Origin of the sequence: Longimicrobium sp. (genome assembly GCF_036388275.1) — a bacterium.
Classification (GTDB): Bacteria; Gemmatimonadota; Gemmatimonadetes; order Longimicrobiales; family Longimicrobiaceae; genus Longimicrobium.
The window spans coordinates 1-23,740 of sequence record NZ_DASVSF010000056.1 but is presented as its reverse complement, the minus strand read 5'-3'; the positions used below and the strand labels follow the sequence as shown (position 1 = coordinate 23,740).

16 protein-coding genes are annotated in these 23,740 nt (G+C 71.3%); 13 read left to right on the top strand and 3 right to left on the bottom strand.

Annotated elements, in window-relative coordinates; all coding sequences use genetic code 11:
• From VF632_RS11760 to VF632_RS11745, 4 genes are all read left to right on the top strand, one after another.
• Positions 1–1,554: alpha/beta fold hydrolase (locus VF632_RS11760; protein WP_331023082.1), on the top strand; the 1,554-nt coding region annotated here is incomplete at its 5' end.
• Positions 1,555–1,828: 274 nt separating this feature from the next.
• On the top strand, positions 1,829–2,146 hold the full coding sequence (locus VF632_RS11755) for a hypothetical protein (protein ID WP_331023081.1): 318 nt from the start codon (positions 1,829–1,831) through the stop codon (positions 2,144–2,146).
• 45 nt (positions 2,147–2,191) lie between these two features.
• Complete coding sequence (locus VF632_RS11750) at positions 2,192–8,869, top strand: amino acid adenylation domain-containing protein (RefSeq protein ID WP_331023080.1); 6,678 nt, start codon at positions 2,192–2,194, stop codon at positions 8,867–8,869.
• On the top strand, positions 8,862–9,047 hold the full coding sequence (locus tag VF632_RS11745; protein ID WP_331023079.1) for a hypothetical protein: 186 nt from the start codon (positions 8,862–8,864) through the stop codon (positions 9,045–9,047). Before VF632_RS11750 ends, VF632_RS11745 begins: the two co-directional genes overlap by 8 nt.
• Before the next feature lie 91 nt (positions 9,048–9,138).
• Here VF632_RS11745 and VF632_RS11740 read toward each other — a convergent pair whose 3' ends face one another.
• Positions 9,139–10,185 carry a class I SAM-dependent methyltransferase gene (locus tag VF632_RS11740; RefSeq protein WP_331023078.1) on the bottom strand — a complete coding sequence of 349 codons (1,047 nt, stop codon included), beginning with the start codon at positions 10,183–10,185 and terminating at the stop codon, positions 9,139–9,141.
• 820 nt (positions 10,186–11,005) lie between these two features.
• Here VF632_RS11740 and VF632_RS11735 point away from each other — a divergent pair.
• From VF632_RS11735 to VF632_RS11710, 6 genes are all read left to right on the top strand, one after another.
• Positions 11,006–13,276 (top strand): glycoside hydrolase family 3 N-terminal domain-containing protein, encoded by a 2,271-nt coding sequence (locus tag VF632_RS11735; protein ID WP_331023077.1) that lies wholly within the window; start codon positions 11,006–11,008, stop codon positions 13,274–13,276.
• Positions 13,276–14,265 (top strand): aldo/keto reductase, encoded by a 990-nt coding sequence (locus tag VF632_RS11730; protein WP_331023076.1) that lies wholly within the window; start codon positions 13,276–13,278, stop codon positions 14,263–14,265. Before VF632_RS11735 ends, VF632_RS11730 begins: the two co-directional genes overlap by 1 nt.
• Before the next feature lie 232 nt (positions 14,266–14,497).
• On the top strand, positions 14,498–15,892 hold the full coding sequence (locus VF632_RS11725) for a S8 family peptidase (protein WP_331023075.1): 1,395 nt from the start codon (positions 14,498–14,500) through the stop codon (positions 15,890–15,892).
• A 200-nt stretch (positions 15,893–16,092) separates the two neighbouring features.
• A complete protein-coding gene (locus VF632_RS11720; protein ID WP_331023074.1) occupies positions 16,093–16,935 on the top strand; it encodes a DUF4394 domain-containing protein in 843 nt (280 codons plus the stop codon).
• Between the two features lie 214 nt (positions 16,936–17,149).
• Entirely contained in the window at positions 17,150–17,809 is a 660-nt protein-coding gene (locus tag VF632_RS11715; RefSeq protein ID WP_331023073.1) for a hypothetical protein, read from the top strand.
• 15 nt (positions 17,810–17,824) lie between these two features.
• Entirely contained in the window at positions 17,825–18,055 is a 231-nt protein-coding gene (locus VF632_RS11710) for a hypothetical protein (RefSeq protein ID WP_331023072.1), read from the top strand.
• A 134-nt stretch (positions 18,056–18,189) separates the two neighbouring features.
• Here VF632_RS11710 and VF632_RS11705 read toward each other — a convergent pair whose 3' ends face one another.
• A complete protein-coding gene (locus VF632_RS11705) occupies positions 18,190–18,432 on the bottom strand; it encodes a hypothetical protein (protein WP_331023071.1) in 243 nt (80 codons plus the stop codon).
• 379 nt (positions 18,433–18,811) lie between these two features.
• On the opposite strand from VF632_RS11705, the gene VF632_RS11700 reads away from it, so the two are divergent.
• Positions 18,812–19,018 (top strand): hypothetical protein, encoded by a 207-nt coding sequence (locus tag VF632_RS11700; protein WP_331023070.1) that lies wholly within the window; start codon positions 18,812–18,814, stop codon positions 19,016–19,018.
• 417 nt (positions 19,019–19,435) lie between these two features.
• Here the strand turns inward: VF632_RS11700 and recG are convergent, their stop codons facing one another.
• Positions 19,436–21,559: an ATP-dependent DNA helicase RecG gene (recG, locus tag VF632_RS11695; RefSeq protein WP_331023083.1), complete on the bottom strand. Its 2,124-nt coding sequence runs from the start codon at positions 21,557–21,559 to the stop codon at positions 19,436–19,438.
• Between the two features lie 142 nt (positions 21,560–21,701).
• Between recG and VF632_RS11690 the strand changes: the two genes are divergently transcribed.
• Positions 21,702–22,814: a radical SAM protein gene (locus VF632_RS11690; protein ID WP_331023069.1), complete on the top strand. Its 1,113-nt coding sequence runs from the start codon at positions 21,702–21,704 to the stop codon at positions 22,812–22,814.
• A complete protein-coding gene (locus tag VF632_RS11685) occupies positions 22,811–23,680 on the top strand; it encodes a SprT-like domain-containing protein (RefSeq protein ID WP_331023068.1) in 870 nt (289 codons plus the stop codon). Before VF632_RS11690 ends, VF632_RS11685 begins: the two co-directional genes overlap by 4 nt.
• Positions 23,681–23,740: the final 60 nt, after the last annotated feature.

Sequence of the window (23,740 nt, the reverse complement as noted above, 5' to 3'; positions counted from 1 at the left end):
CCGGCGCCGTCGCCATCGGAGCCGCCGCTGCGCACCGTCGAGGGGATGGCGACACGCCTGGTGCGGATGATCCGCGAGGTGCAGCCCTCGGGGCCGTACCGGGTGGCGGGGTGGTCGTTCGGCGGGGTGCTGGCCTACGAGGTGGCCTCGCAGCTGATCGGCCGGGACGAGATCGTGGAGTTCGTGGGGATGTTCGACAGCTACCACCCGGCTCGCGCTCGCGCGGCTGAAGGTCCCGCCGAATCGCGGGACTGGGGGCTCGACCACGCGCTCATCCTGAACGCGCTCCGCACCGCCGACACCATGGCCGATGGCAGGGGCGCGGACTCCAGCGAGGAGGCCGCGGCGGGCGGGGACGAGGACCTGGACACGTTCGTCCAGAGGAGCCGCGACGAGGGGCTTCTTGCGCCTCACGTCACCGTGGCGCAGGCCCGGGCGGTGCGCGACCGGCTGCGCGGCCACCAGGCCGCCCTGCGCGAGTACTCGCCGCAGCCGATGCCCGTCCTGGTCCACCAGTTCCCCGCCCAGCAGAGCTCCGAGCCGGACTCCACGCGCGGCTGGGGCGCCTTCCACCCCAAGGGCTGGCTCCGCGTGACGCCCGTCCCGGGGACGCACCTGTCCATGATGCGGCCGCCGAACGCGGCCGTGCTCGGCGCGGCGCTGTCGCGCGCGATCGGCGGGGCGGGGGAGGGCGCGCCGCCGTCCCCCGCGGGCCGTTCGCCCCTCGTGACGCTCCAGGGCGGCGTGGCCGGCGCCGCGCCCCTCTTCTGCGTGCCGGGGGCGGGGAGCAGCGTCACCAGCTTCATCGACCTGCTGATGGCGCTGGACCCGTCCGTGCCGGTGCACGGGTTCCAGCCGCGCGGGGTGGACGCGGAGGCGCCGCCCCACGCCACCGTGCAGGCGGCCGCGGAGCACTACCTCCGCGCGCTCCCCGAGGCCTGCCCCGCGGGGCCCGTCCACCTGCTGGGCCACTCCTTCGGCGGCTGGGTGGCGCTCGAGATGGCGCTGCGGCTCCACGAGGCCGGGCGCCCCGTCGCGTCGCTCACCATCCTGGACAGCGAGGCGCCGGATGATTCCGAGGCCGTGGTGCGCGAGTACGGCGGCGGGGAGGCCTTCCTGAAGCTGGTGGAGGTCCTGGAGCTGGCCGTGGAGCGGTCCCTCGGGATCGGCCCCGCGGACGTGGCCTCACGGGACGAAGCCGGGTGGCTGAAGCTCCTTCACGGGAAGATGGTCGGGCACGGCCTCCTGGGCGCGCGCGCGGCGCCCGACGTGCTGGCCGGCCCCTTCCGGACGTTCGCGCGGTGCCTGCGCACCGTGTACCGTCCCTCGGGGGTCTACCCCGGCCGGCTGCGCCTGGTGCTCGTCGACGATCCGGCGAAGGACGAGGCCGCCAACCGCGCGCACTTCGCCGAAATCGAGCGGGGATGGCGGGCGTGGGCGCCCGGGCTGGTGTTCTCGGTCGGCGCGGGGAACCACATCACCGCGCTCAAGGCGCCCCACGTGGCCGTGCTGGCCGGGCTCCTCGCCGAGGACCGCGGCGCGCGCATGGGGTGACGCACCGTTCGGAGGATCCGCGGACGAGCGTGTGCGGGGCGGTGCCCACGGACGAGACCGCGAGATTCGGCCTACGCTGACCCTCTTCAAGAGGGGGGAGCCAATCGGCGCGCGGCTGAGCGGCGCGAGGGCGCTCTTTGCGCGGGCGACCGTAGAGCGCTGGGCGGGGTACAGGCGTCGGGGTCGCGTAGGCCGAAGCCGCCGCGCGGCCGCGGCGGCGTACGGGCTCGCCCCCGGCCGACCGGGTGATGCGGTTCGCGCGGCCGGGTTCCACGTGTGGCTGGAGCAGACGCAGGCGCCGCGCTCGGCCGGCGCCTGCGTCGTCATGCGCGGGAGCGAGGTCCCGACGCCGCTGAAGCTGGCGCGGCGGGCGGCGGAGCAGGGGATGGGCGTCGTCACCCCCCACGGCGCACTGGCACCCGCGCTGGAGCTCCTCGCCCGCACCGTGCGCCTGGTGATCGCCGGCGTGCGGCTGCTGAACGGGTACGGTCCCACCGAGGCGTGGCCACCTGCGCGGCGTACGACGTCGCGCCCCCCGAAACCCGTGCGCGGTTCGCGGCTCGTTCGCGAGCCCGGCGCAACGGCCGCGTAACGCAACCTTGCCGTACACCACTTTTCCAGACAGCCGTTCGTGAGCATGCAGAACCTTTCGACCGCCGAGCGCCTGGCCCTTCTCGAGCTGCTCGAGGCCACCGCGCCCAAACAGGATGCGCCGACGCTGTCGCAGATCGAGCCGGTGGACCGGAGCGGACCGCTGCCGCTGTCGTTTGCGCAGTGGCGGCTCTGGTTCCTGGACCAGCTCGGGATTCCCGGCGCCCTCTACCACATGCCCACCCACCTGCGGCTGAGGGGCGAGCTGAACCGGGACGCGCTGGTCCGCGCGCTGGACCGGGTGGTCGCCCGGCACGAGGCGCTGCGTACGGTCTTCGCCGAGGTGGACGCCGACCAGGTGCAGCGGATCGTGCCGGCGGAGGAGAGCCCGTTTCAGCTGGCCGAGCACGACCTCCGCGGCCATGCGGAGGCCGGGGCGGAGCTTGGCCGGCTGGTGGACGAGGAGGAGGCCACGCCCTTCGACCTGGCCCGCGGGCCGCTGATCCGCGGGCACCTGGTCCGCATGGCGGACGATGACCATGTGCTGCACATCACCATGCACCACATCGTCTCCGACGGGTGGAGCATGGGGGTGTTCACCCGTGAGCTGAGCACGCTCTACGCCGCCTTCCGCAACGGCGAGCCGGACCTGCTTCCCGCGCTGCCGATCCAGTACGCGGACTACGCGGTGTGGCAGCGGCGCTGGGTGGACGGCGAGGTGCTGAAGGGGCAGGCGGAGTACTGGAAGAAGATGCTGGCTGGCGCGCCCGCGCTGCTGGAGCTGCCCACCGACCGGCCGCGGCCGCCGCGGCAGGACTTCACCGGGCGCGAGGTGGGGATCGAGCTGGACGCGGAGCTGACGGCGGGGCTGAAGGCACTGGCCCGGCGGCATGGGGGCACGCTGTACATGGCGTTCCTGGCGGCGTGGGCGGTGGTGCTCAGCCGCCTCTCGGGGCAGGAGGACGTGGTGATCGGCAGCCCGGTGGCGGGCCGGGGGCGGCGCGAAATCGAGGGGCTGATCGGCTTCTTCGTGAACACGCTGGCAATCCGGGTGGGCGTCTCCGGCTCGCTCACCGTGGCGGAGCTGCTGCGGCGGGCCAAGGACCGGGCGCTGGAAGCGCAGCAGCACCAGGACATCCCCTTCGAGCAGGTGGTGGAGTTGCTGCAGCCGGTGCGCAGCCTGGCGCACACGCCGCTCTTCCAGGTGATGTTCAACTGGCTGAACATGCCCGAAGGCAACCTGGAGCTTTCGGGGCTGGCGCTGGGCTCCCCGGGGGCGCCTGGGCCGGGGGCGGGGCCGGGGACGGCGGCGAGCGAGCCCTGGGAGGCGTCGGCGCAGTTCGACCTGTCGCTCACCCTTTCCGAGCGGGGCGGGCGGATCGTCGGCTCCCTGGAGTACGCGACGGCGCTCTTCGACCCGGAGACGATGGAGCGCCACGCGGCCTACCTGCGGCGGGTGCTCGCGCAGATGGTGGCCGATGAGCGCCGGAGCGTGGCGCGGCTGGCGCTGATGTCCCCGGCGGAGCGCGCGCGGGTCGTGGAGGAGTGGAACGCGACGGATCTCCCGTCCGCCGCCGACGGCTGCGTGCACGAGCTCTTCGAGCGGCGGGCGGAGGAGACGCCCGGGGCAATTGCCGTGGTCTTCGAGGGCGGGGAGGTCACGTACGCGGAGCTGAACGCCCGAGCGAACCGGCTGGCGCATCGGCTGCGCGCCGGGGGCGTGGGCCCGGACACGCGCGTGGCGATCTGCGCCGAGCGCACCCCGGAGATGGTGGCGGGGCTGCTGGCGGTGCTCAAGGCGGGCGGGGCGTACGTCCCGCTCGACCCGGCGTACCCGGAGGAGCGGCTGCGCTGGCAGGTGGAGGACAGCGCGCCGGTGGCGGTGCTGGCGCACGGCTCGCTCGCCGCGCGCTTCGTGGGCACGGGCGTGCCGGTGCTCGAGCTGGACGCCCACTCACCCGCCTGGGCAGCGGGGTCGGCGGGGTCGGCGGGGTCGGACGCGAACCCCGGGCGCGGGGCGCTCCAGCCGGAGCACCTGGCATACGTGATCTACACCTCGGGCTCCACGGGGCGGCCCAAGGGGGTGATGGTCACCCACCGCGCCGTCGGGCGTCAGGTCGCCGCCGTCCAGGCGGGCTTCGGCCTGGGGGCGGGCGACCGGTTCCTGCAGTTCGCCTCCGTCGCCTTCGACGCCGCGGTGGAGGAGATCTTCGGCGCGCTCCTCACGGGGGCGGCGCTGGTGCTGCGCACCGAGGCGTGGCTGGAGGGCGCGCACACCTTCTGGGGCCGGTGCGCGGAGAACGGGGTGAGCGTGCTCGACCTCCCGACGCGCTTCTGGCAGCTCCTGCTGGACGAGCCCTCGGCCGTCATCCCGCCGAGCGTGCGCCTGCTGGCCATCGGCGGCGAGGCGGTGGAGCCCGCCGCGCTGCAGGCGTGGTTCGGGAGGGACGGCTACCGGCCACCGCTCCTGAACACGTACGGCCCTACCGAGACGACGGTCAACGCCACGATGCGCGAGATGGCGGCCGATCCCGCCACCTGGCGCTCCATCGGCCGGCCGGTGGCGAACACGCGCGTCTACCTCCTGGACTCGGCGGGCGGGCCGGTGCCGCTAGGGGTGTCGGGAGAGCTGTACATCGGGGGCGGGCAGGTGGCGCGCGGCTACCTGGACCGTCCGGGGCTGACCGCCGAACGGTTCGTGCCGGACCCGTTCTCCCGTGAGCCGGGGGCGCGCCTGTACCGGACGGGCGACCTGGGGCGGTGGCGGGAGGAAAGTGCGGAAGTGCGTGAGTGCGTGAGTGCGGAAGTGGGTTCGGGATCCGCGGACTTCCGCACTAACGCACTAACGCACTCACGCACCGGGGTTATCGAGTTCCTGGGGCGCACCGACTTCCAGGTGAAGATCCGCGGCTTCCGGATCGAGCTGGGTGAGATCGAGGCGCGGCTCGCCGAGCACGCGGCCGTGCGCGACGCGGTGGTGCTGGCGCGCGAGGACGAGCCCGGCGAACGGCGGCTGGTGGCGTACTGCCTGGCCGACGAGGGCCTGGACGTGGAATCGCTGCGGGCGCACCTGGCCGGGCGGCTGCCGTCGTACATGGTGCCGGCGGCCTTCGTGCGGCTGGACGCGTTCCCGGTGACCGCCGGGGGCAAGGTGGACCGCGGGGCGCTCCCCGCGCCGGAGGGCGACGCGCTCGCCGCGCGCGGCTTCGAGGCGCCGGAGGGGCAGACCGAGCAGGCGGTGGCCGACATCTGGGCCGAGGTGCTGCGCGTGGAGCGGGTGGGGCGCCGGGACAGCTTCTTCGACCTGGGCGGACACTCGCTGCTGGCGGTGCAGGTGATCTCGCGGGTACGGCAGCGGCTGGCGGTGCAGGTGGCGCTGCGCGACCTGTTCGCCCAGCCCGTGCTGGCCGACTTCGCGCGGGGGCTGGAGACCGCGTCGCGCGCCGAGCTGCCGCCGATCGAGCGGGTGGAGCGGGGGGGCGATCTCCCGCTCTCGTTCGCGCAGCAGCGGCTCTGGTTCGTCGAACGGCTGGCCGCCGCGGGCACGGCGTTCCACATCCCCGTGCGGCAGCGGCTGCGGGGCGAGGTGGACCGTGCCGCGCTGCGGCGGGCGCTGGACCGGATCCTGGCGCGGCACGAGGCGCTGCGCACGGTCTTCGCCGAGGTGGACGGCGCACCGGTGCAGCGGATCGTGCCGGCGGAGGAGAGCCCGTTCCCTCTCAAGGAGCACGACCTCCGCGGCCGCGCCCAAGGGCCGGCGGAACTGCATCGGCTGATGGCGGAGGAGGCGGGCACGCCGTTCGATCTGGAGCGCGGGCCTCTGATCCGGGGCCGGCTGGTGCAGATCGGCGAAGACGACTACGTGCTGCTCATCACCATGCACCACATCGCCTCCGACGGCTGGAGCGTGGGCGTGTTCACCCGCGAGCTGGGCGCCCTCTACGGCGCGTTCCGCGCGGGGCGGCCCGATCCGCTCCCGCCGCTCGCGGTGCAGTACGCCGACTACGCGGCCTGGCAGCGTCGCTGGGTGGAGGGCGAGGTCCTTCGGGAGCAGGCGGAGTACTGGCGGGAAACGCTCACCGGTGCCCCGGAGCTGCTGGAGCTCCCGACGGACCATGCGCGCCCGGCGCGGCAGGACTTCTCCGGTGCCACCGTGAGCCTGGTGCTGGACGAGGCGCTCTCGGCCGCGCTCCGGGAGCTTTCCCGGCGGCATGGGACCACGCTGTACATGACGCTCCTCGCCGGCTGGGCGGCGGTGCTTTCCCGCCTGTCGGGGCAGGACGAGGTGGTGGTCGGCACGCCTACGGCGAACCGCGGGCGGGAGGAGATCGAGGCGCTGATCGGCTTCTTCGTGAACATGCTCCCGGTGCGCGTGGAGCTGTCCGACGCGCCGACGGTGGCGGAGCTGCTGGCGAGGGTGAAGGAGCGCTCGCTCGGCGCGCAGCATCACCAGGACATCCCCTTCGAGCAGGTGGTGGAGCTCGTTCACCCGGCGCGGAGCATGGCGCACGCGCCGCTCTTCCAGGCGATGTTCACCTGGCAGAACGCTCCCGGCGGCGGCACCGGGCTCGCCGGCCTCGCACAGGCGCCGATGGGGCCGGCCGGACCGCCGGACCGGCCGGCCGCGGGACCGACGGCGCCGGCACCGCCCGCGCAGGCGACGGCGAACGTCGACCTGTCGCTGACGCTCTGGGAGGGCGGCGGGAGGATCGCCGGGAGCGTGACGTACGCCTCCGCGCTCTTCGAGCGGGAAACGGTGGAGCGCTACGCAGGATACCTGGAGCGTGTGCTGGAGGGGATGGTGGCGGACGAGAGCCGTCCGGTGGAGCGGCTGGCGTTGATGCCGGCGGACGAGCGCGCCCGGGTGGTGGAGGAGTGGAACCGCACGGCGGCGGACTTCCCGCGCGAGACGTGCCTCCACGAGTTGATTGAGGCCCAGGTGCTGCGCACGCCCGGCGCGGCCGCCGTGGTCTTCGAAGGGGAGGAGCTCACCTACGCGGAGCTGAACGCGCGGGCGAACCGGCTGGCGCACCACCTCCAGTCACGGGGCGTGGGACCGGATGCGCGCGTGGCGCTGTGCCTGGAGCGCGGCGTCGACGCGGTGGCCGGCTTGCTGGCGGTGCTGAAGGCTGGCGGCGCGTACGTTCCGCTGGACCCGTCGTACCCCGTGGAGCGGCTGCGCGAGATGCTGGCGGACAGCCGCCCGCGGGTGCTGCTGACGCAGGCGTCGCTGCTGGAGCGCGTCGCCTCGCTCGGCGTGCCCGCGCTCGCGCTCGACGCGGACGCCGGCGCCTGGGCGGAGTGCGCGGAGGAGAATCCCGCGCGCCCCGGGCCCACCCCGGAGAACCTGGCCTACGTCATCTACACGTCGGGCTCCACCGGCCGCCCCAAGGGCGTGATGGTGCGGCATGGTTCGGTGGTGAACCTGTTCTCCGCGCTCCAGGCGCGGATCTACGCGGCCTACTCCGCCCCGCTGCGCGTGGCCGTGAACGCGCCGTTGGTCTTCGACGGGTCGGTCAAGCAGATCGTGCAGCTGCTGGCGGGACACGCGCTCTGCCCGGTTCCCGACGCGGTGCGCCGCGACCCCGCGGCGCTGGTGGCGTGGCTGAACCGCGAGCGGGTGGATGCGGTGGACATGACGCCCTCGCTGCTGCGGCTGGCGCTGGCGGAGGGGCTGGGGCAGGGCGCGTTCCCGCGCTTCGTGCTGGTGGGCGGCGAGGCGGTGAACGAGGAGCTGCGCGAGCGGATGTCGCGCGTATCCACGCGCTTCTACAACGTCTACGGCCCAACGGAGTGCACCGTGGACGTCACGGCGCGCGAGATCGTGGCGCCGGGCCCGGCGGCGGCGATCGGCGGCCCGCTGCCGAACGTGGCGACGTACGTGCTGGACCCGGCGCTTCTCCCCGTGCCCGTCGGCGTGGCGGGGGAGCTGTACGTGGGCGGCGCCGGGGTGGCGCGCGGCTACCTGGACCGCCCCGCGATGACGGCGGAGCGCTTCGTCCCCGACCCGTTCGGCGGCGGGCCGGGCGCGCGGCTGTACCGCACCGGCGACCGGGTGCGGTGGATGGCGGACGGCACGCTGGAGTACCTGGGCCGCCTGGACGTGCAGGTGAAGGTGCGCGGCTTCCGTATCGAGCTGGGTGAGATCGAGGCGCGGCTGGCCGTGTGTCCCGGCGTGCGTGACGCGGTGGTGCTGGCGCGCGAGGACGCGCCGGGGGACCCGCGGCTGGTGGCGTATTGCGTGGCCGGCGAGGGAGTGGACGTGGAATCGCTGCGGGCGCACCTGGCCGAGCGGCTGCCGTCGTACATGGTGCCGGCGGCCTTCGTTCGGCTGGATGCGTTCCCGGTCACCGCCAGCGGGAAGGTGGACCGCAGGAAGCTCCCGGCACCGGAGGGCGACGCGTTCGCGACGCGTGGCTACGAGGCGCCTGTGGGGGAGACGGAGGAGGCGCTGGCCGGGATCTGGGCCGAGGTGCTGGGCCTGGAGCGGGTGGGCCGCCACGACCACTTCTTCGAGCTGGGCGGCCACTCGCTCCTGGCCGTCCGCGTGATCTCGCGTGTGCGGCAGGTGCTGGGCGCGGAGGTGGGGATCGCCGACCTGTTCGAAAAGCCGGTGCTTTCCACGCTCGCCCAGCACGTCGTCCACGCGCTGCTCGCCCAGTTCGACCCGGAGGAGCTCGCGCGCCTGGGCGTGCTGCTCGACGACGATGCCACCCATGGGTGATCTCGACACGACTCCCACGGGGGTGACGCAGCGCGCCGGCCAGCCACAGCTGGCCGGTCACGCCGCGGCCGGTGCGGCGGCGGAACTCCGCGGGGGAAAGCCGGCGGTGCGCGGCCCGGCTGTCGGGGGGATCCGCGGGGCGGATGCCCTCACGGGCACGGGTCCGGGAGTGGGGTGAGAGAGAAGCGCGCGCGGACGCAGGAACCGAAAGAGCTACGCCGTGGTTCGCGATCCTGCGTCCTCGGGGAAGGGACCCGCGCCGGCCGTGGTCACACGCGCGCGGCGACGATCGACACGCGGGGCGGCGCCGCGAACCCGTCGGTACGGTTCGCATAGTACCGCTCCTCGGCCTCCTCGCGCGAGAGGAAGCTGACGTCCGAAAAGCCGAGTGATCGCAGCATCGCGCCCAGTTCATCGGGGGTGAAGTAGCTGACCCACGGCTCGCCGGCCGTCGCGGAATCCGCGGCCATCCTCGACTGCGCCGAGTCGGTGTGTGCGTACGTGAGCACGATCCCGCTCCCCTTCGGAAACGACAGCACGGTGCGCAGCGTCGCCTCGATCGCGTCGCGGGTGAGGTACATCGTGACGCCGAGCCAGGAGAAGAACGTGGGCTTCGCCGTTTGCACGCCGCAGCGCGCGAGGCCCTGGGCGAGCGTCTCGCGCTCGAAGTCGATGTCGGCGTAGCGCACGTTCGGCGGGATCTCGATTCCCGCGGCGGCAAGCGCTCCGCGCTTTGCCCCCTGGGTGCCCGGGTGATCGACCTCGATGACCGTGAGGCCGTGCGCCCATTCCGGCTGGCGGTACGCGAAGGTGTCGAGCCCGGCGCCCAGAAGCACGTACTGCTCGACGCCGTCCGCAACGGCGTCCATGAGCGTATCCTCGGCGAACCGGCTCCGCAGGAGCACGTGCGAGCGCAGGCCGAGCGCCGGTGGCGTCTGAAGCTCGTCGACGCGCGCGCGGATCTGCGCCACCATTTCAGGGCCCAGCAGCCGCGCGGCCACCGTGTCGTTCAACACGGGGGGCTCGCTCTCGATGATGAGGTGTGCCGCCCGCATTACGGCGACGCCGGCCGCGGTGCCGCTCGCCGCGCGCGGCGGGCCGATCAATTCCGTCTTCAGCCGCAGCAGCCGCGACGCACGTTCACCGGCGAGGCGGGCAACTGCTGCCCGCCAGCCCTCGGGGGGAGGGCGGAAGCCAGGGGTGTCGGGATCCAGGCGTGTGCCTGCGACGGCATCCTCCGAGATGCCGAGCTCACCCGCCAGATCCCCGGCCGTGATCCCCTCCAGCACGCGGTCGGTGGCCTCCTTGTACTCCACAGTGCACTCCTGTCCGTCGGGTGAATGGATGGATTGACTACCTGGGTGGTGCAGGGGCGAGAACGAGGTTGGCCGCTCTCCGCCGCGCCCGGGAGCGCCAGGGCGCCTGGCCGGGCATGTGGACCGGCATCGTGGTGGCGGGGTCGCCCGGGGCTCTGGAATCGGCGGCGCCGCGGCTGTGCAGGAGGAGTACGGGCTGCATGGAGCGCGGAACCGTGGAAGCTCGAGGGAGCGGGCGTGGACGGGGCCCGGCTCCGGTCCCGGGGCGCCGGCGGCCGTCTCGTTCTCGATCGGGAAGGCGTCGTCGCCACCCGCGACTGTGCGCCCCCCGGCGTGTAACGTGCGACGCGGCCACGTGAACGTCGCCGGTTCGTCTGCAGAACCTAATCGTTATTCGGCGGAAACCGCAACCCGCACACGAGGGACCGTTCGGGAGACCTGGACCTCTCTTTTCGGGAAGCAGCCCCGCAACGGTCTTCGTTGCGGGACCCTTCGCTTGTCCGAAAACCGTACCCGAGACTGTACCCGATTACGCCCCCCGCTGGAGATCCGCCGGCGAGTGCTGCCGCACCGCCGTGAGCGAGTCGTGCCACATCCGAAGGTGGCTGTGGCCCCTCTCCTCGTCCAAATTCGCGTCCATGGTCGCGTAGCGGGTGCGGAACCGGCGTGTACGAACCTGGCCTCTCCTTGGCAGCGGCCCTCCCCGGCGACGCCGCTCGCCGCGGTGGCGTAGCGGAGTGCATGCGTGCTAACGTCCGCGGTGCGCGATCGCGCCGGAGGATCTTCGACCCCTGCTCGCCCGAAGCGAGGCCGTACCGAGATGATGCAGCACACCCTGCTCGCCGTGCTCCTGGGCTTTTCCGCCGTGGCGGTCGCCGCCGTAGCCTCGCCGGCCGCGGCCCAGCGGCGGCACGATCCCGCGACGCTCGCCCGGGTGGATGCGCTGCTGGCGCGGATGACGGTGGAGGAGAAGGTCGGGCAGATGACCCAGCTCACCATCGGTGCGGTGGCGGCGGAGGGAACGCCGCAGCGCGACAGCGTGCGCATCGACCCCGCGAAGCTGCGCGAGGCAATCGTGAACCGGCACGTGGGCTCGCTGCTGAACGTGGTGGGCGGCGCGCTGACGCTGGACGGATGGCACGCGCTGATCGGCCAGGTGCAGGACGTGGCCACACGCGAGACGCGGCTGGGGATTCCCGTGCTGTACGGCATCGACTTCGTGCACGGCGCCAACTACACGCGCGGCGGCACCCTCTTTCCCCACAACCTGGGGCTGGCCGCCACCTTCGACGTAGACCTGGTGCGCACCGCGGGCGAGGTGACGGGCGACGAGGCGCTCGCCAGCGGCCTGCCCTGGAACTTCGCGCCGGTGCTGGACGTGGGCCGCCAGCCGCTCTTTCCCCGCTTCTACGAGACCTTCGGCGAAGACCCGCTGGTCGCGGCCACGCTGGGAGGTGCCGCCGTGCGGGGGATGCAGCGCTCCGGCCGGGTGGCGGCCACGCTGAAGCACTACCTGGCCTACAGTATCCCGCGCAGCGGCCGCGACCGCACGCCTGCCGACGTCACCCCCCGCGAGGTGCGCGAGATCTTTCTGCCGCCCTTTGCCCAGGCGGTGCGCGACGGGGCGCGGTCGGTGATGGTGAACTCGGGCGAGATCGACGGCGAGCCGGTGCACGCCAGCCGCTACTGGCTGACCGACGTGCTGCGCGGCGAGCTGGGGTTCGACGGGGTGATCGTCACCGACTGGGAAGACATCTACTTCCTCCACACCCGCCACCGCGTGGCCCCCACCATCAAGGACGCGGTGAGGATGGCGGTGGATGCCGGGATCGACGTCAGCATGAGCCCCAGCGACTACCGGTTCACCGACGCGCTGATCGAGCTGGTGCGTGAAGGGACGATCCCCGAGAGCCGCCTGGACGAGTCGGTGCGCCGCATCCTGCTGCTGAAGGCCGAGCTGGGGCTGCTGGATGCGCCCCATCCCGATCCCGCCCACCGCCGCCTGTTCGCCACCGAGGCGTCAGTGGGCTCCGCACGTGAGGCGGCGCGGCGTTCCATCACGCTGCTGAAGAACGACGGCGGCATCCTCCCCCTGCGGCGGGACGCGCGCATCCTGGTCACCGGGCCCGCGGCGGCCTCGCTGACGGCGCTGAACGGCGGCTGGACGTACACCTGGCAGGGCACCGATGCATCGCACTTTCCCGAGGAGCCGCGCACGCTGCTCGAGGCCATGCTGCGGCGGGGAAGCGATGTACGCTACATGGCGGGTTCGGGCTTCACCCAGGCGGGCGACCTGGGCGCGGCGCTGGACGCGGCGCGGAACGCGGACGTCGTCGTGGTCGCCGTGGGCGAGGACGCCTACTCGGAGTGGGTGGGCAACATCGACGACCTCACCCTTCCCGAGCCGCAGCTGCGCCTGATCGAGGCGGTGCAGGCGACGGGCGCGCCGGTGGTGCTGGTGCTGGTACAAGGGCGCCCGCGGGTGATCAGCCGCGTCGCGGACCGCGCGCGGGGGATCGTGATGGCGTACTGGCCGGGGATGTACGGCGGCGACGCCATCGCCGACGTGCTGTTCGGCGTGGTGAACCCGTCGGGAAAGCTGCCCTTCACCTATCCGCGCCATCCCAACGCGCTGGCCACGTACGACCATCGCTACACGGAAACGACGAACAACGACTTCGGCCGCGGCCCCGGCGGCTTCAACCCGCAGTGGGAGTTCGGCCACGGGCTCAGCTATACGACGTACGCCTACCGCGACCTGCGGCTGGGCTCCCCCTCCATCGGCACGGCGGACTCGCTGTCCGTGAGCGTGACGGTGGCGAACACGGGCCTGCGCGCGGGGCGGGAAACGGTGCTCCTCTTCACCCGCCAGCACTACGCCTCGGTGACACCCTCCATGCGCCGCCTGCGCGCGTTCCGCACGGTGGAGCTGCAGCCCGGCGAGTCGCGCGAGCTGACGTTCACGCTCGCGGCGGACGACCTGCGCTTCGTGGCGCGCGACGGGCGGCGGGTGCTGGAGCCGGGGGCGTTCGACGTGATGGTGGGCGGGCTCACCGGCACCTTTCACGTCGCCGCCGGAGGAACGCGCTGATGGACGCGTCGCGTTACGAGAACATGACGTATCGCCGCGCCGGGCGGAGCGGGCTGCGGCTTCCCGCGGTCTCTCTCGGCCTGTGGCACAACTTCGGGAGCGTCGACCCGTTCGAGACCGCCCGCGACATCGTGCTGCGCGCCTTCGACCTGGGCGTCACCCACTTCGACCTGGCCAACAACTACGGGCCGGTCCCGGGCTCGGCGGAAGAGACGTTCGGGCGCATCCTGCGGCGCGACCTGGCCGGCCACCGCGACGAGCTCATCGTCAGCACGAAGGCGGGATACCGGATGTGGCCCGGCCCGTACGGCGACGAAGGCTCGCGGAAGTACCTGCTCGCCAGCCTGGACCAGAGCCTGGCCCGGCTGGGGATGGACTACGTGGACGTGTTCTACCACCACCGGCCGGACCCCCAGACGCCGCTGGAAGAAACGATGGGTGCGCTGGAGCAGGCGGTGCGCTCGGGGAAGGCACTGTATGCCGGCGTCAGTAACTACCCGCCCGAGCTCACCCGCCAGGCCGCGCGCATCCTGCGCGAGATGCGCGTGCCCTTCGTCCTCCACCAGCCCAAGTACAGCATGCTGGAGCGCACGCCCGAGCAGGGGCTGTTCCGGGTTCTGGAGGAAGAAGGGGTGGGCTGCATCGTCTTCTCCCCGCTCGCGCAGGGGCTGCTGACGGACCGCTACCTCAGGGAGATCCCGGCCGATTCCCGCGCCGCCAAGCCCCACGGCTTTCTTCGCGAAGAGCAGGTGACGGAGGCGCGCCGGGCCCAGCTTCGCGCGCTGGACGCGATCGCCCGAGCGCGCGGGCAGAGCCTGGCGCAGCTGGCGATCGCCTGGGTGCTGCGCCACCCCGTGGTCACCTCGGCGCTCATCGGCGCCAGCCGCGTGCAGCAGCTCGAGGACAACGTGGCCGCCCTCGGCCGCCTCGCGCTTGGGGATGACGAGCTGCGCGAGATCGACCGCGTGCTGGAGCCGGGAACGCCGTAAAGGGACGGGTCCGATCGGTTGCGGCCGAACCGTTTCGATGCGGCGGCGCACCAGCGTGGTGCACCCTCCCCGGTGTGCGCCTCGGTGCCGTTCGAGGCTAAGTGTTTGCGGGACAACGCCGTGGGAGCGGCGGCAATTTCGGTCCATCGCTTGCCTTTGCGGTGGGGCATCACCATCCCGGCGCCATGCCCCCATATGGCGCCACGTCCCGTCGCTCCCCTGGAGATGCCCCATGAATCGCAAGTTGCTCGTGCTCGCCCCCCTGGCCCTGGCCGCCTGCGTCGACACGCAGGCACCGATGATGCCCGGCGCCGAGTCGGCGGCCCCGTCGCTGTCGGCCGCGCCCGCGCAGGAGTTCGTTCCGGGTGAAGTGATCGTCAAGTTCCGCGCGGGTGCCTCGTCCGAGGCGCGCGGCGCGGCGCTGCAGCGGATGAACGCCACGGTCCGCGAGCGGATCGTCACCAACGCCATGCGCCGCAACGGCGACGCCGAAGGGCTGACGGTGGTGCACTCCGGGCTGGGGACCACGGCGGCGATCGACCGACTGCGCGGCAACCCGAACGTGGAGTACGCGGAGCCGAACTGGATCTACCGCCACAACGCCACCTCCAACGACACGTACTTCACCAACGGCTCGCTGTGGGGCATGTACGGCGACGCCTCGTCGCCGGCCAACCAGTACGGCAGCCAGGCCGCCGAGGCGTGGGCCGCTAACCACACCGGCTCCAGGACGGTGTACGTCGGCATCATCGACGAGGGCATCCAGTTCAGCCACCCGGACCTGGACGCCAACATCTGGCTCAACCCGTTCGACCCGGCTGACGGCGTGGACAACGACGGCAACGGCTACGTCGACGACCAGCGCGGCTGGGACTTCGCCAACGGCGACAACGGCATCTACGACGGCGGCACCCGCGGCTCGCTCGACAAGCACGGCACGCACGTGGCCGGCACCATCGGCGGCGAGGGCGGTAACGGCGTCGGCGTGGCGGGCGTGAACTGGAACGTCACCATGATCTCCGGCAAGTTCCTGGGCCGCAGCGGCGGCACCACCACCAACGCCATCAAGGCCGTCGACTACTTCACCGACCTCAAGAAGCGCCACGGCCTGAACATCGTCGCCACCAACAACTCGTGGGGCGGCGGCGGCTTCAGCCAGGCGCTGCTCGACGCCATCAACCGCGGCGGCAGCGCCGGCATCCTGTTCATCGCGGCGGCTGGCAACGGCGGCAGCGACGGCGTGGGCGACAACAACGACGCGGTCGCGAGCTACCCGTCCAACTACCTGTGCACGGCCAATGGCTCGTACGACTGCGTGATCGCGGTGGCCTCCACCACCAGCAGCGGCGGCCGGTCGAGCTTCTCCAACTACGGCGCCACCACGGTCGACATCGGCGCGCCGGGCTCGGGCATCTACTCGACGCTGCCGGCCAACACCTACGGCTCGTACAGCGGCACCTCGATGGCCACCCCGCACGTGAGCGGCGCCGCGGCGCTGTACGCGTCCACGCACAGCGGTGCCACCGCCGCGCAGATTCGCAGCGCCATCCTGAGCAGCGCGGTCCCCACCGCGTCGCTCAGCGGCATCACGGTGACGGGCGGCCGCCTGAACGTCAGCGGCTTCTGATCCGCAACGGCATGGACGCGGAAGGGCGCTGACCGGCGCCGCCGCACCTGCAGAAAGGCCCCGGCTGCCATCGGCAGCCGGGGCTTTTTCGTCCATCCCTCCCATGAAAAGGAATCCGCGAAGCGCCCAATCTTCGTATAGGGTTCAAGGTCCGCGCGGACGCGCCGTATCGGCCCCGAACCAAACACGAGGAGAACCGGATGATTCGCTCCACGCCGCTTTCGAGCCGGCTGCTTTCCGTCCTGGCACTCGCCGCGGCCGTTTCCGCGTGCGACAACCCCGCGGACTCATCGAACTTCGAGCCCCAGGGCCGCAGGATCTTCGCGGTAGACGGCGTCGGCAACCTGGTCACCTTCGGCAGCCAGAACCCCGACGAGGCGCGCCGTGTGGCCATCTCGGGGCTGCAGGCGGGCGAAACGCTGGCCGGGATCGACTTCCGCCCCGTGGATGGGCGCCTGTACGCCGTGGGAAGCTCCAGCCGCCTCTACACGGTCGACACGCTCACCGCCGCCGCGACGGCCGTGGGAACCACGCCGTTCACGCCCGCGCTAGCCGGCAGCGCCTTCGGGTTCGACTTCAACCCCACGGTGGATCGCATTCGCGTGCACGGGAACACGAACCAGAACCTGCGGCTTCACCCCGTGACGGGTGCCCTCGCCTTCGTGGATACGGCGCTGACCTACGTGGCGGGCGATCCCGGAGCGGGAACCACGCCGCGCGTGTCGGGGACCGCGTACACCAACAGCGTGAGCGGCGCGACGGCCACGGTGCTGTTCGGCATCGACAGCAACCGCGACGTGCTGGTGCTGGTGGGTGCGCCCAACGGCGGGCGGATGACGACGGTCGGGAGCCTGGGCGTCAACACCACCGACGACGTGGGCTTCGACATCGCCGGGCCGGACGCCTCGCGTGAAGCGTACGTGACCGTGACGGTGGGAAGCCGCTCCGAGCTGCACACGATCAACCTGTCGACCGGCGCCACCACGCGCATCGGAACGATCGGCACCTCGTCACCTGTGCGCGGCATCGCCGTCGCCCCGTAGCGGCCTGTCGCTCCACCAGAAACGACGATCGCCGCGGGAGAGACTTTCTCTTCCGCGGCGATTCGCTTGTGCGGGGTGCTCGCTCAATGTGAGGCCACGGCTGGAGCGGGCATTGCGGAAGGAGGGAATCGCATGAACGGCCTCACGTCCAAGGCAGGGTGGCGGCGGGCGACGTGACAACGGGATCGGCACCGAATTCCACACCAGAGGCGCAGTGGATCAGCGGACATCCAGCGGGGACGACCTCGGGCACCCGGAGAGCCGGGATCCTGCCGGGCTGAAGGCCGCTTTGGCCGAAGCATGGGACAACGAGCGTCCGCACGTCGAACGGCTCACCGTTACGGCTGCGATTCTAGCAGCAGCTCTGCAGAGCGAAGGGATGCGCGCCACGTTGGTGGGTGGCGGAGCCGTGGAGTTTTATGTCCCCGGTGCTTACACGACTCATGACATCGATTTTGTGGTCGAAGGCAGGAGCCGGGCGGCGATCGATGCCGTATTCACCTCACTAGGCCTTCGCCGCCAGGGACGGCACTGGGTACGGGAAAGCCTGTACGTCGAAGTTCCCGATGATTATTTGAGTGATCCCGCAGACCTATTCGATGTGGGTCCACTCACGTTGCGTGTAATCCGCAAGGAGTACATCCTCGGCGAGCGGATCGTGGGGTTCCGGTGGTGGAGGTACTACGGTCATGCAGAGCAGGCCTTGAGCATGATGGCCGCATTCGGTGCCGACCTGGACGACGCAGCCTTGCGTGCGTACCTCAAGACGGAGCAGGCTGAACACGCGTACGATCTACTTCGTCGCTTCATGGATTCAGGAATTCCCGTGTCGGCGCAGAACCTTGATGTGCTTTGGTACGAGCACTATCGTTAGCGCAAGGAGGAGGTCATGGACATCAACAGCTTCGATCTGTCCGCACTGCGTGCGATGTGGGCGTCGCGGAGAGAAGCCGCTGCGGCTCTTCGCGCACGCACCGATCCCAGCGGGATGACAAGGCCTGCGCGCGACCCCGATGAGCGCGAGTTCCTGCGGGAGCAGGGCGCCGAAGGGCCTTTCGTGGAGGTGGACGAGCCGGGCTGGCGGGAGTGGCGCAGTCGGAGATCTCGTCCGCACCCGTAGCGAGGTTCGCATCGGCCACGTGCGCCGGCCAGCCACCGGAAACGACGATCGCCGCGGGAGAGACTTCTCTTCCGCGGCGATTCGCTTGTGCGCGGGGCGCGCCGTGGCGGCGCGCCCGGGGGCCGGTCAGGACCTCAGGCCACCTCCGCCGGGGCCATCACGCCCAGCACCCGCTCCATCGCCATCGTGTGGCTGCAGGTGGCGTGGTGCCGGAAGTAGCCGCAGTCGCAGCGCCAGTGCCCCTCGTCGAATCCCACCTTGTGATTGCCGTTCTTGCCGTCGAAATCCACCTCGAGACGCGCGAAGTGGATGCGCTCGGGTTCCGTGGCGTACTCCCGTGCCTTGTGGATCTTGTTGATCATCCCGGAATCGAGCATTTCAGCCTCCCCGTAAACGGGTGAAAACAAAAACGCCCGTGCAGCAGGGCTGCAGGGCGTTCCGATGGGCGGAGCGTCGCGCGACGGTGTGGAAAATGAGCTTGCAAATCTTCAAGTCCCACCTCCTCTCTTCCGGCTTCCACCAGGGCGGCGCTCCCGTTTCCGGAGGCGCCCCGATGAGGGCTCCCAGCCCTCGCTCGCGCCCGGCTCCACTGCGAACCTATACCACCTTCACGACGCGCGCAACACCCCTGATCGCCCCGCTGGTACACGCGATTCCACGGCGGATTTGGTGGCTGCCTATGTCATTGCGAGCACGAGATTTGCCCTGTGTTGTCCCCGAATGGACGACGCATCAACCCAGCAATCGGAGTCAAGCATGTCGAACCTGAAGACGGGGTACCAGGGGCCGGGCAACGTGACCACGGGCAACACGCCCGAGGGCGTGCAGGGCGAGCACAACAACGGCGACGAGTTCGGCGCGCGCCGGCCGGCCACGTCGGGCACCAACCACGACGCCGACACGAGCGGCGAGTCCATGAACCAGGGCCACGGCCACCCTCGCGACCAGCACTCGCAGGACTGACCGTAGAGGCGCGGAGGCGGGCCTTCGTGCCCGCTTCCGCGCGCGGAAGGTTTGACGGATTGCGCCCCGGTTCGCCCAGCGCGCCGGGGCTGCGGGTGCAGTCCGCGCAGGCGGACTTCGTGACGTTCCAGCTGCGGGTTCAACCGCCCGGGCAGGGGGCCGCGGCCTCGGGTCGGGTGACCGCTGCCGCGCCCGGGCTTGTACGTTTCCGCCGCTAGATCCTTCGGCCCGCCGGGTTCGGTTTACGGGCGAGTGCGGTGTGGCTTGGCCTCAGGATGACAAGTCTTTGCGCGCCAAAGACTTGGATGCGCAACCAGGCCTGAGGTGTATCCCCTCTCCCGCTTGCGGGAGAGGGTGGCACGCGTGTCAGCGCGTGCCGGGTGAGGGCCCCACGGCAGCCGAGGCCACCCACAGGCCTCACCCCACCCGAAACAGCCGCGCCCGTTCGTGGTAGCGCGTTTCCAGCGCGTCGCGGAGGTCCGGGTGATTGGCCAGCTCGGGGTCCCGGTCCACGATGGCGCGGGCTTCGGCGCGGGCGGCCGTCAGCAGCTGGAGGTCTTCTTCCAGGTTCGCGAACCGGAACGCCGGCACTCCCGACTGCCGCGCGCCGAACAGGTCGCCCGCGCCGCGCAGGCGCAGGTCGGCCTCGGCGATGGCGAAGCCGTCCTCCGTCGACGCGAAGATCCGCAGGCGCTGGGCGGCGTCGCCCCCGGTGTACAGCAGGATGCAGAAGCTTTCCTCCGATCCGCGCCCCACGCGCCCCCGCAGCTGGTGAAGCTGCGACAGGCCGAACCGCTCCGCGTGCTCGATCACCATGACCGTGGCGTTCGGCACGTCGATGCCCACTTCGATCACCGTCGTCGACACCAGCACGTCAACCTCGCCCGCGGCCACGGCGCGCATCGTCCGGTCCTTTTCCTCGCCCGGCATCTGGCCGTGGATCAGGGCCAGGCGCAGGTCGGGAAACACCTCCTTCAGCTGCTCGAACTGCACGGTGGCGGCCTTCAGATCCACCTTCTCCGACTCTTCCACCAGCGGGTAGACGATGTACGCCTGCCGCCCCTGCTCAACCTGCTCGCGGACGAACTTGAGCACCCGGGGCCGCGCGGACTCAGCACGCAGCGCCGTCTTGATCGGCTGGCGGCCGGGCGGGCGCTCGTCGAGCACGGAGATGTCAAGGTCGCCGTACAGCGTCAGCGCCAGCGAGCGGGGGATGGGCGTGGCCGACATCACCAGCGTGTCGGCGTTTTCGCCCATCTCCTGGATGGCGAGCCGCTGCTTGACGCCGAACCGGTGCTGCTCATCCACCACCACCAGCCCCAGCTTGTGGAACTCCACCCCCTCCTGGATGAGCGCGTGCGTGCCCACCACGATGTCGGCGTCGCCCGAGGCGATGCGGTAGCTGACCTCGCGCCACGCCTTGGCCCCCAGCCGGCCGGTCATCAGCGTGACGCCGACGGGCAGCCCTTCCAGCAGCTTCTGCAGGGTGCGCGCGTGCTGCTCGGCCAGGATCTCGGTGGGCACCATCATCGCGGCCTGGTAGCCGTTTTCCGCCGCCCGCAGCATGGCGAAGAGCGCGACGACCGTCTTTCCCGATCCCACGTCGCCCTGCAGCAGCCGGTTCATCCGCCGGGGGCGCCCCATGTCTTCGCCGATCTCCTTCAGCACGCGCTTCTGGGCGGCGGTGAGGGTGAAGGGGAGCGACTTGTGGAACGGCTTGACCAGCGTGTCGCGGCGGGGAAAGGCGATGCCGGGGCGCTCGGCGGCGGCGCGATGGTGCGCCTGCGCGTACAGGAGCTGAAGGAAGAAGAGTTCCTCGTATGCCAACCGGCGGCGCCCCTGCTCCACGTCCTTGAGCGACGTCGGGCGGTGCATCCAGTCCAGCGCCTGCGCCAGCGGCACCAGCCCGGCGCGCTCGCGGATCTCCCGGGGCAGGAGGTCTTCGTCCTTGGCCTTGCGCAGCAGGTCGTCCAGGTTTTCCGCGATCAGCGTGCGGACTTGGCGGTGCGTCAGCCCCTCGGTGGCGGGGTAGACGGGGAAGATGGTGCCGCTTTCCTCGGACGCGTCCTCGCCCTCGCGGGCCAGGGTGGTGAACTCCTTGGGCTGGAACTGGCGGCCGTGATAGAAGCGGCAGGTGCCGCTGAGCAGCAGCAGGTCGTTGCGCGCGATGGTGCGGTCCAGGAACGGCTGTCCCGGCCACGAGCACTCGATCAGCCCCGTGCCGTCGCGCACCACCGCCTGGAAGATGCGCAGCCCGCGCCGCGTGGGAAGCACGCCCTTGCTCACCACCCGGCCCACGATGGTGGCATCCATCCCCGTTTCCAGGTCCTTGATAGGGGTGACGGTGGACGCGTCCTCGTACCGGTGGGGAACGTGGTACAGCACGTCCCGCGCGGTGAGCAGCCCCAGCTTGGCCAGGAGCTCCGCCCGCTTGGGACCCACGTTCTTCAGGAACTGCGCGGGCTTGTCGAGGTCGGTGTACTTGGGCATGTCCGCTTGGGATGGCGCGGGCGCGGCGCGCCGGTGTCGTTCGGAATCTATTCGGCGGGGCCGTAGCGGGGAAGTGCGAAAGTGCGTGAGTGCGTTAGTGCGGAAAGATGGAGCGCGTGCTCTCGTCCTGTCGTGGCGAAGTCGTTATCTTTCCCCTGTCCAACGCACGCAACGGAAGCAGGATACGGGGATCGTGACCCACGGAGCCGGGGTTGATGTTCAGGGCGGGCTGGCGGCCATCGCCGCCACGGTCAAGGGCGGCGGGCGCATAAGCGCCGACGACGCGCGGCTGCTGTGGGAGCACGCGTCCGACGACGAGCTGAAGCGGCTGGCCGGCATCGTCCGCGCGCGCTACCACCAGCCCGATGCCGCCACGTACATGGTGATGCGCATCATCAACTACACCAACGTGTGCGTGGCCCAGTGCGACTACTGCGCGTTCTACGTGCTGCCCAACCAGCAGGGCGGCTACGTGATGACGCGCGAGGACGTGTTCGCCAAGATCGACGAGCTGCGGGAGTTCGGCGGCGACCTGGTTTCGTTCAACGGCGGATTCAACCCCAAGCTGCCCCTGCACTACTACTGCGACCTGTTCGCCGCCGTGCGCGAGCGGTACGGCGACAGCATGGAGTTCTACGCGCTGACCGTCGCCGAGTTCATGTACCTGGCCGACCGCGCCAAGCTGTCGTACGCCGACACGGCGGCGCGGCTGCGCGACTCGGGGGTGCACTGGATCACCGGGGGCGGGTCGGAGATTTTGACGGAGGATTTCCGGAAGCGCCACGCCAAGTTCAAGTACACCGTCCGCGAGTACTTCCAGGCGCAGCAGGCCATCGTCGAGGCCGGCATGCGGACCACGGGAACGATGGTCATCGGCTTCGACGAGACGATGGACGAGCGGCTGGAGCACCTGCAGCGCACCCGCGACTTCCAGGACCAGTGCCTGCAGGCGGGGCACGACGGCCTCTTTTCGTTCCTCAGCTGGTCGTACAAGCCGTACGGCACGGCGTTCGGCGGCACCGAGGTGGGCGCGGGCGAGTACTGGAGGCACATCGCGCTGTCGCGCATTTTCCTGGACAACGTGAAGCACGTGCGCACGTCGGTCCTCACCCGCAACGAGGACGCCTTCCGCGCGCTGGAGTACGGCGCCAACGACTTCGACCTTCCCATCGAGGACGAGGTGACGCAGAAGGCCGGGGCGCGCATCGACCTGGACCTGGACCGGCTGCTCGCCATCCCTCGGCAGATGGGATATCGCGTGGAGTACCGCCACGCGGAACGCCCGCCGATGGCTGCCGTCGCGTGAGCCTGCTGGACGACGTACTGGACCTTTTCGGCTGGGCACCGTCCCCCGGTGCCCAGCCGAAATCGTCTCCCAAGCCTGCGAAACCCAAGCCCGCACCGCGTCCGCCGAACCAGAACGCGGCGGTCCAGCAGGTGTTCCCGGAGCCCGAGAGTGCCTCGCCTCCGACGGACAACCCGGCGCCGACCAGGCCTGCCCCGGCCCGGCCGAAGCCGATCGGCCGGACGGAGCGGGAGATCCTGTCCATCGTGTCGCCTGTCGCCCCGCAGATCCGGCGCGTGGTGTTCACGAAGAACCGGCGGGTGATGGCGTCGGTGGCGGAGCGGGGAACGGCGCTGCGGCTGAACACGGCGTTCGCCGTGGCGCCCGAGGACGTGCTGGTGGCGGTGGCGCGGCTGTTCTCGGCGCGCGACGCACGAACGCGCAACCGGGCGCGCGACGCGGTCCGCCGCTTCATCACGCTGATCCCGGCGGAGTCGGTGCCGCCGCGCCGGACGCGCACGCGGCAGGTGCTGGCGTCGGACCGGCCGCAGATCGAACGGCTGCTGGCGGAGTTCCGCCGCGTCAACGCCGCGCACTTCGGGGGCACCCTGCCCGAGGTGCCGCTGTACCTGAGCGGGCAGATGCGGCGCCGCAACGGGCATTTCAGCTCGACGCCCCTGGAGATCGTCATCTCCCGCGTCCTGTGCACGCACGCGCTCCCCGCCGAGTCCGAGGCGACGCTTCGCCACGAGATGATTCACCTGTGGCAGCACGCGCAGGGCAAGAAGCCGGACCATGGCCCCGAGTTCCGCGCCTGGGCACGCAAGCTCGACGTGCACCCGCGCGCGACGCGGCCGGTGAAGTGGGAGCGCAAACCGCCGAAGTAAAGAACGGAGGCGGATGGGCCGGCTGTGGCGCATGCCGCCGGCGCCCCCCATCCCCAGCCC

What these genes read in the sequence shown, in the direction of transcription:
- VF632_RS11750 (WP_331023080.1), top strand. Translation starts at nt 2,192, where the DNA reads ATGCAGAACCTTTCGACCGCCGAGCGCCTGGCCCTTCTCGAGCTGCTC.
- VF632_RS11745 (WP_331023079.1), top strand. Translation starts at nt 8,862, where the DNA reads ATGGGTGATCTCGACACGACTCCCACGGGGGTGACGCAGCGCGCCGGC.
- VF632_RS11735 (WP_331023077.1), top strand. Translation starts at nt 11,006, where the DNA reads ATGATGCAGCACACCCTGCTCGCCGTGCTCCTGGGCTTTTCCGCCGTG.
- VF632_RS11730 (WP_331023076.1), top strand. Translation starts at nt 13,276, where the DNA reads ATGGACGCGTCGCGTTACGAGAACATGACGTATCGCCGCGCCGGGCGG.
- VF632_RS11725 (WP_331023075.1), top strand. Translation starts at nt 14,498, where the DNA reads ATGAATCGCAAGTTGCTCGTGCTCGCCCCCCTGGCCCTGGCCGCCTGC.
- VF632_RS11720 (WP_331023074.1), top strand. Translation starts at nt 16,093, where the DNA reads ATGATTCGCTCCACGCCGCTTTCGAGCCGGCTGCTTTCCGTCCTGGCA.
- VF632_RS11710 (WP_331023072.1), top strand. Translation starts at nt 17,825, where the DNA reads ATGGACATCAACAGCTTCGATCTGTCCGCACTGCGTGCGATGTGGGCG.
- VF632_RS11705 (WP_331023071.1), bottom strand. Translation starts at nt 18,432, where the DNA reads ATGCTCGATTCCGGGATGATCAACAAGATCCACAAGGCACGGGAGTAC.
- VF632_RS11700 (WP_331023070.1), top strand. Translation starts at nt 18,812, where the DNA reads ATGTCGAACCTGAAGACGGGGTACCAGGGGCCGGGCAACGTGACCACG.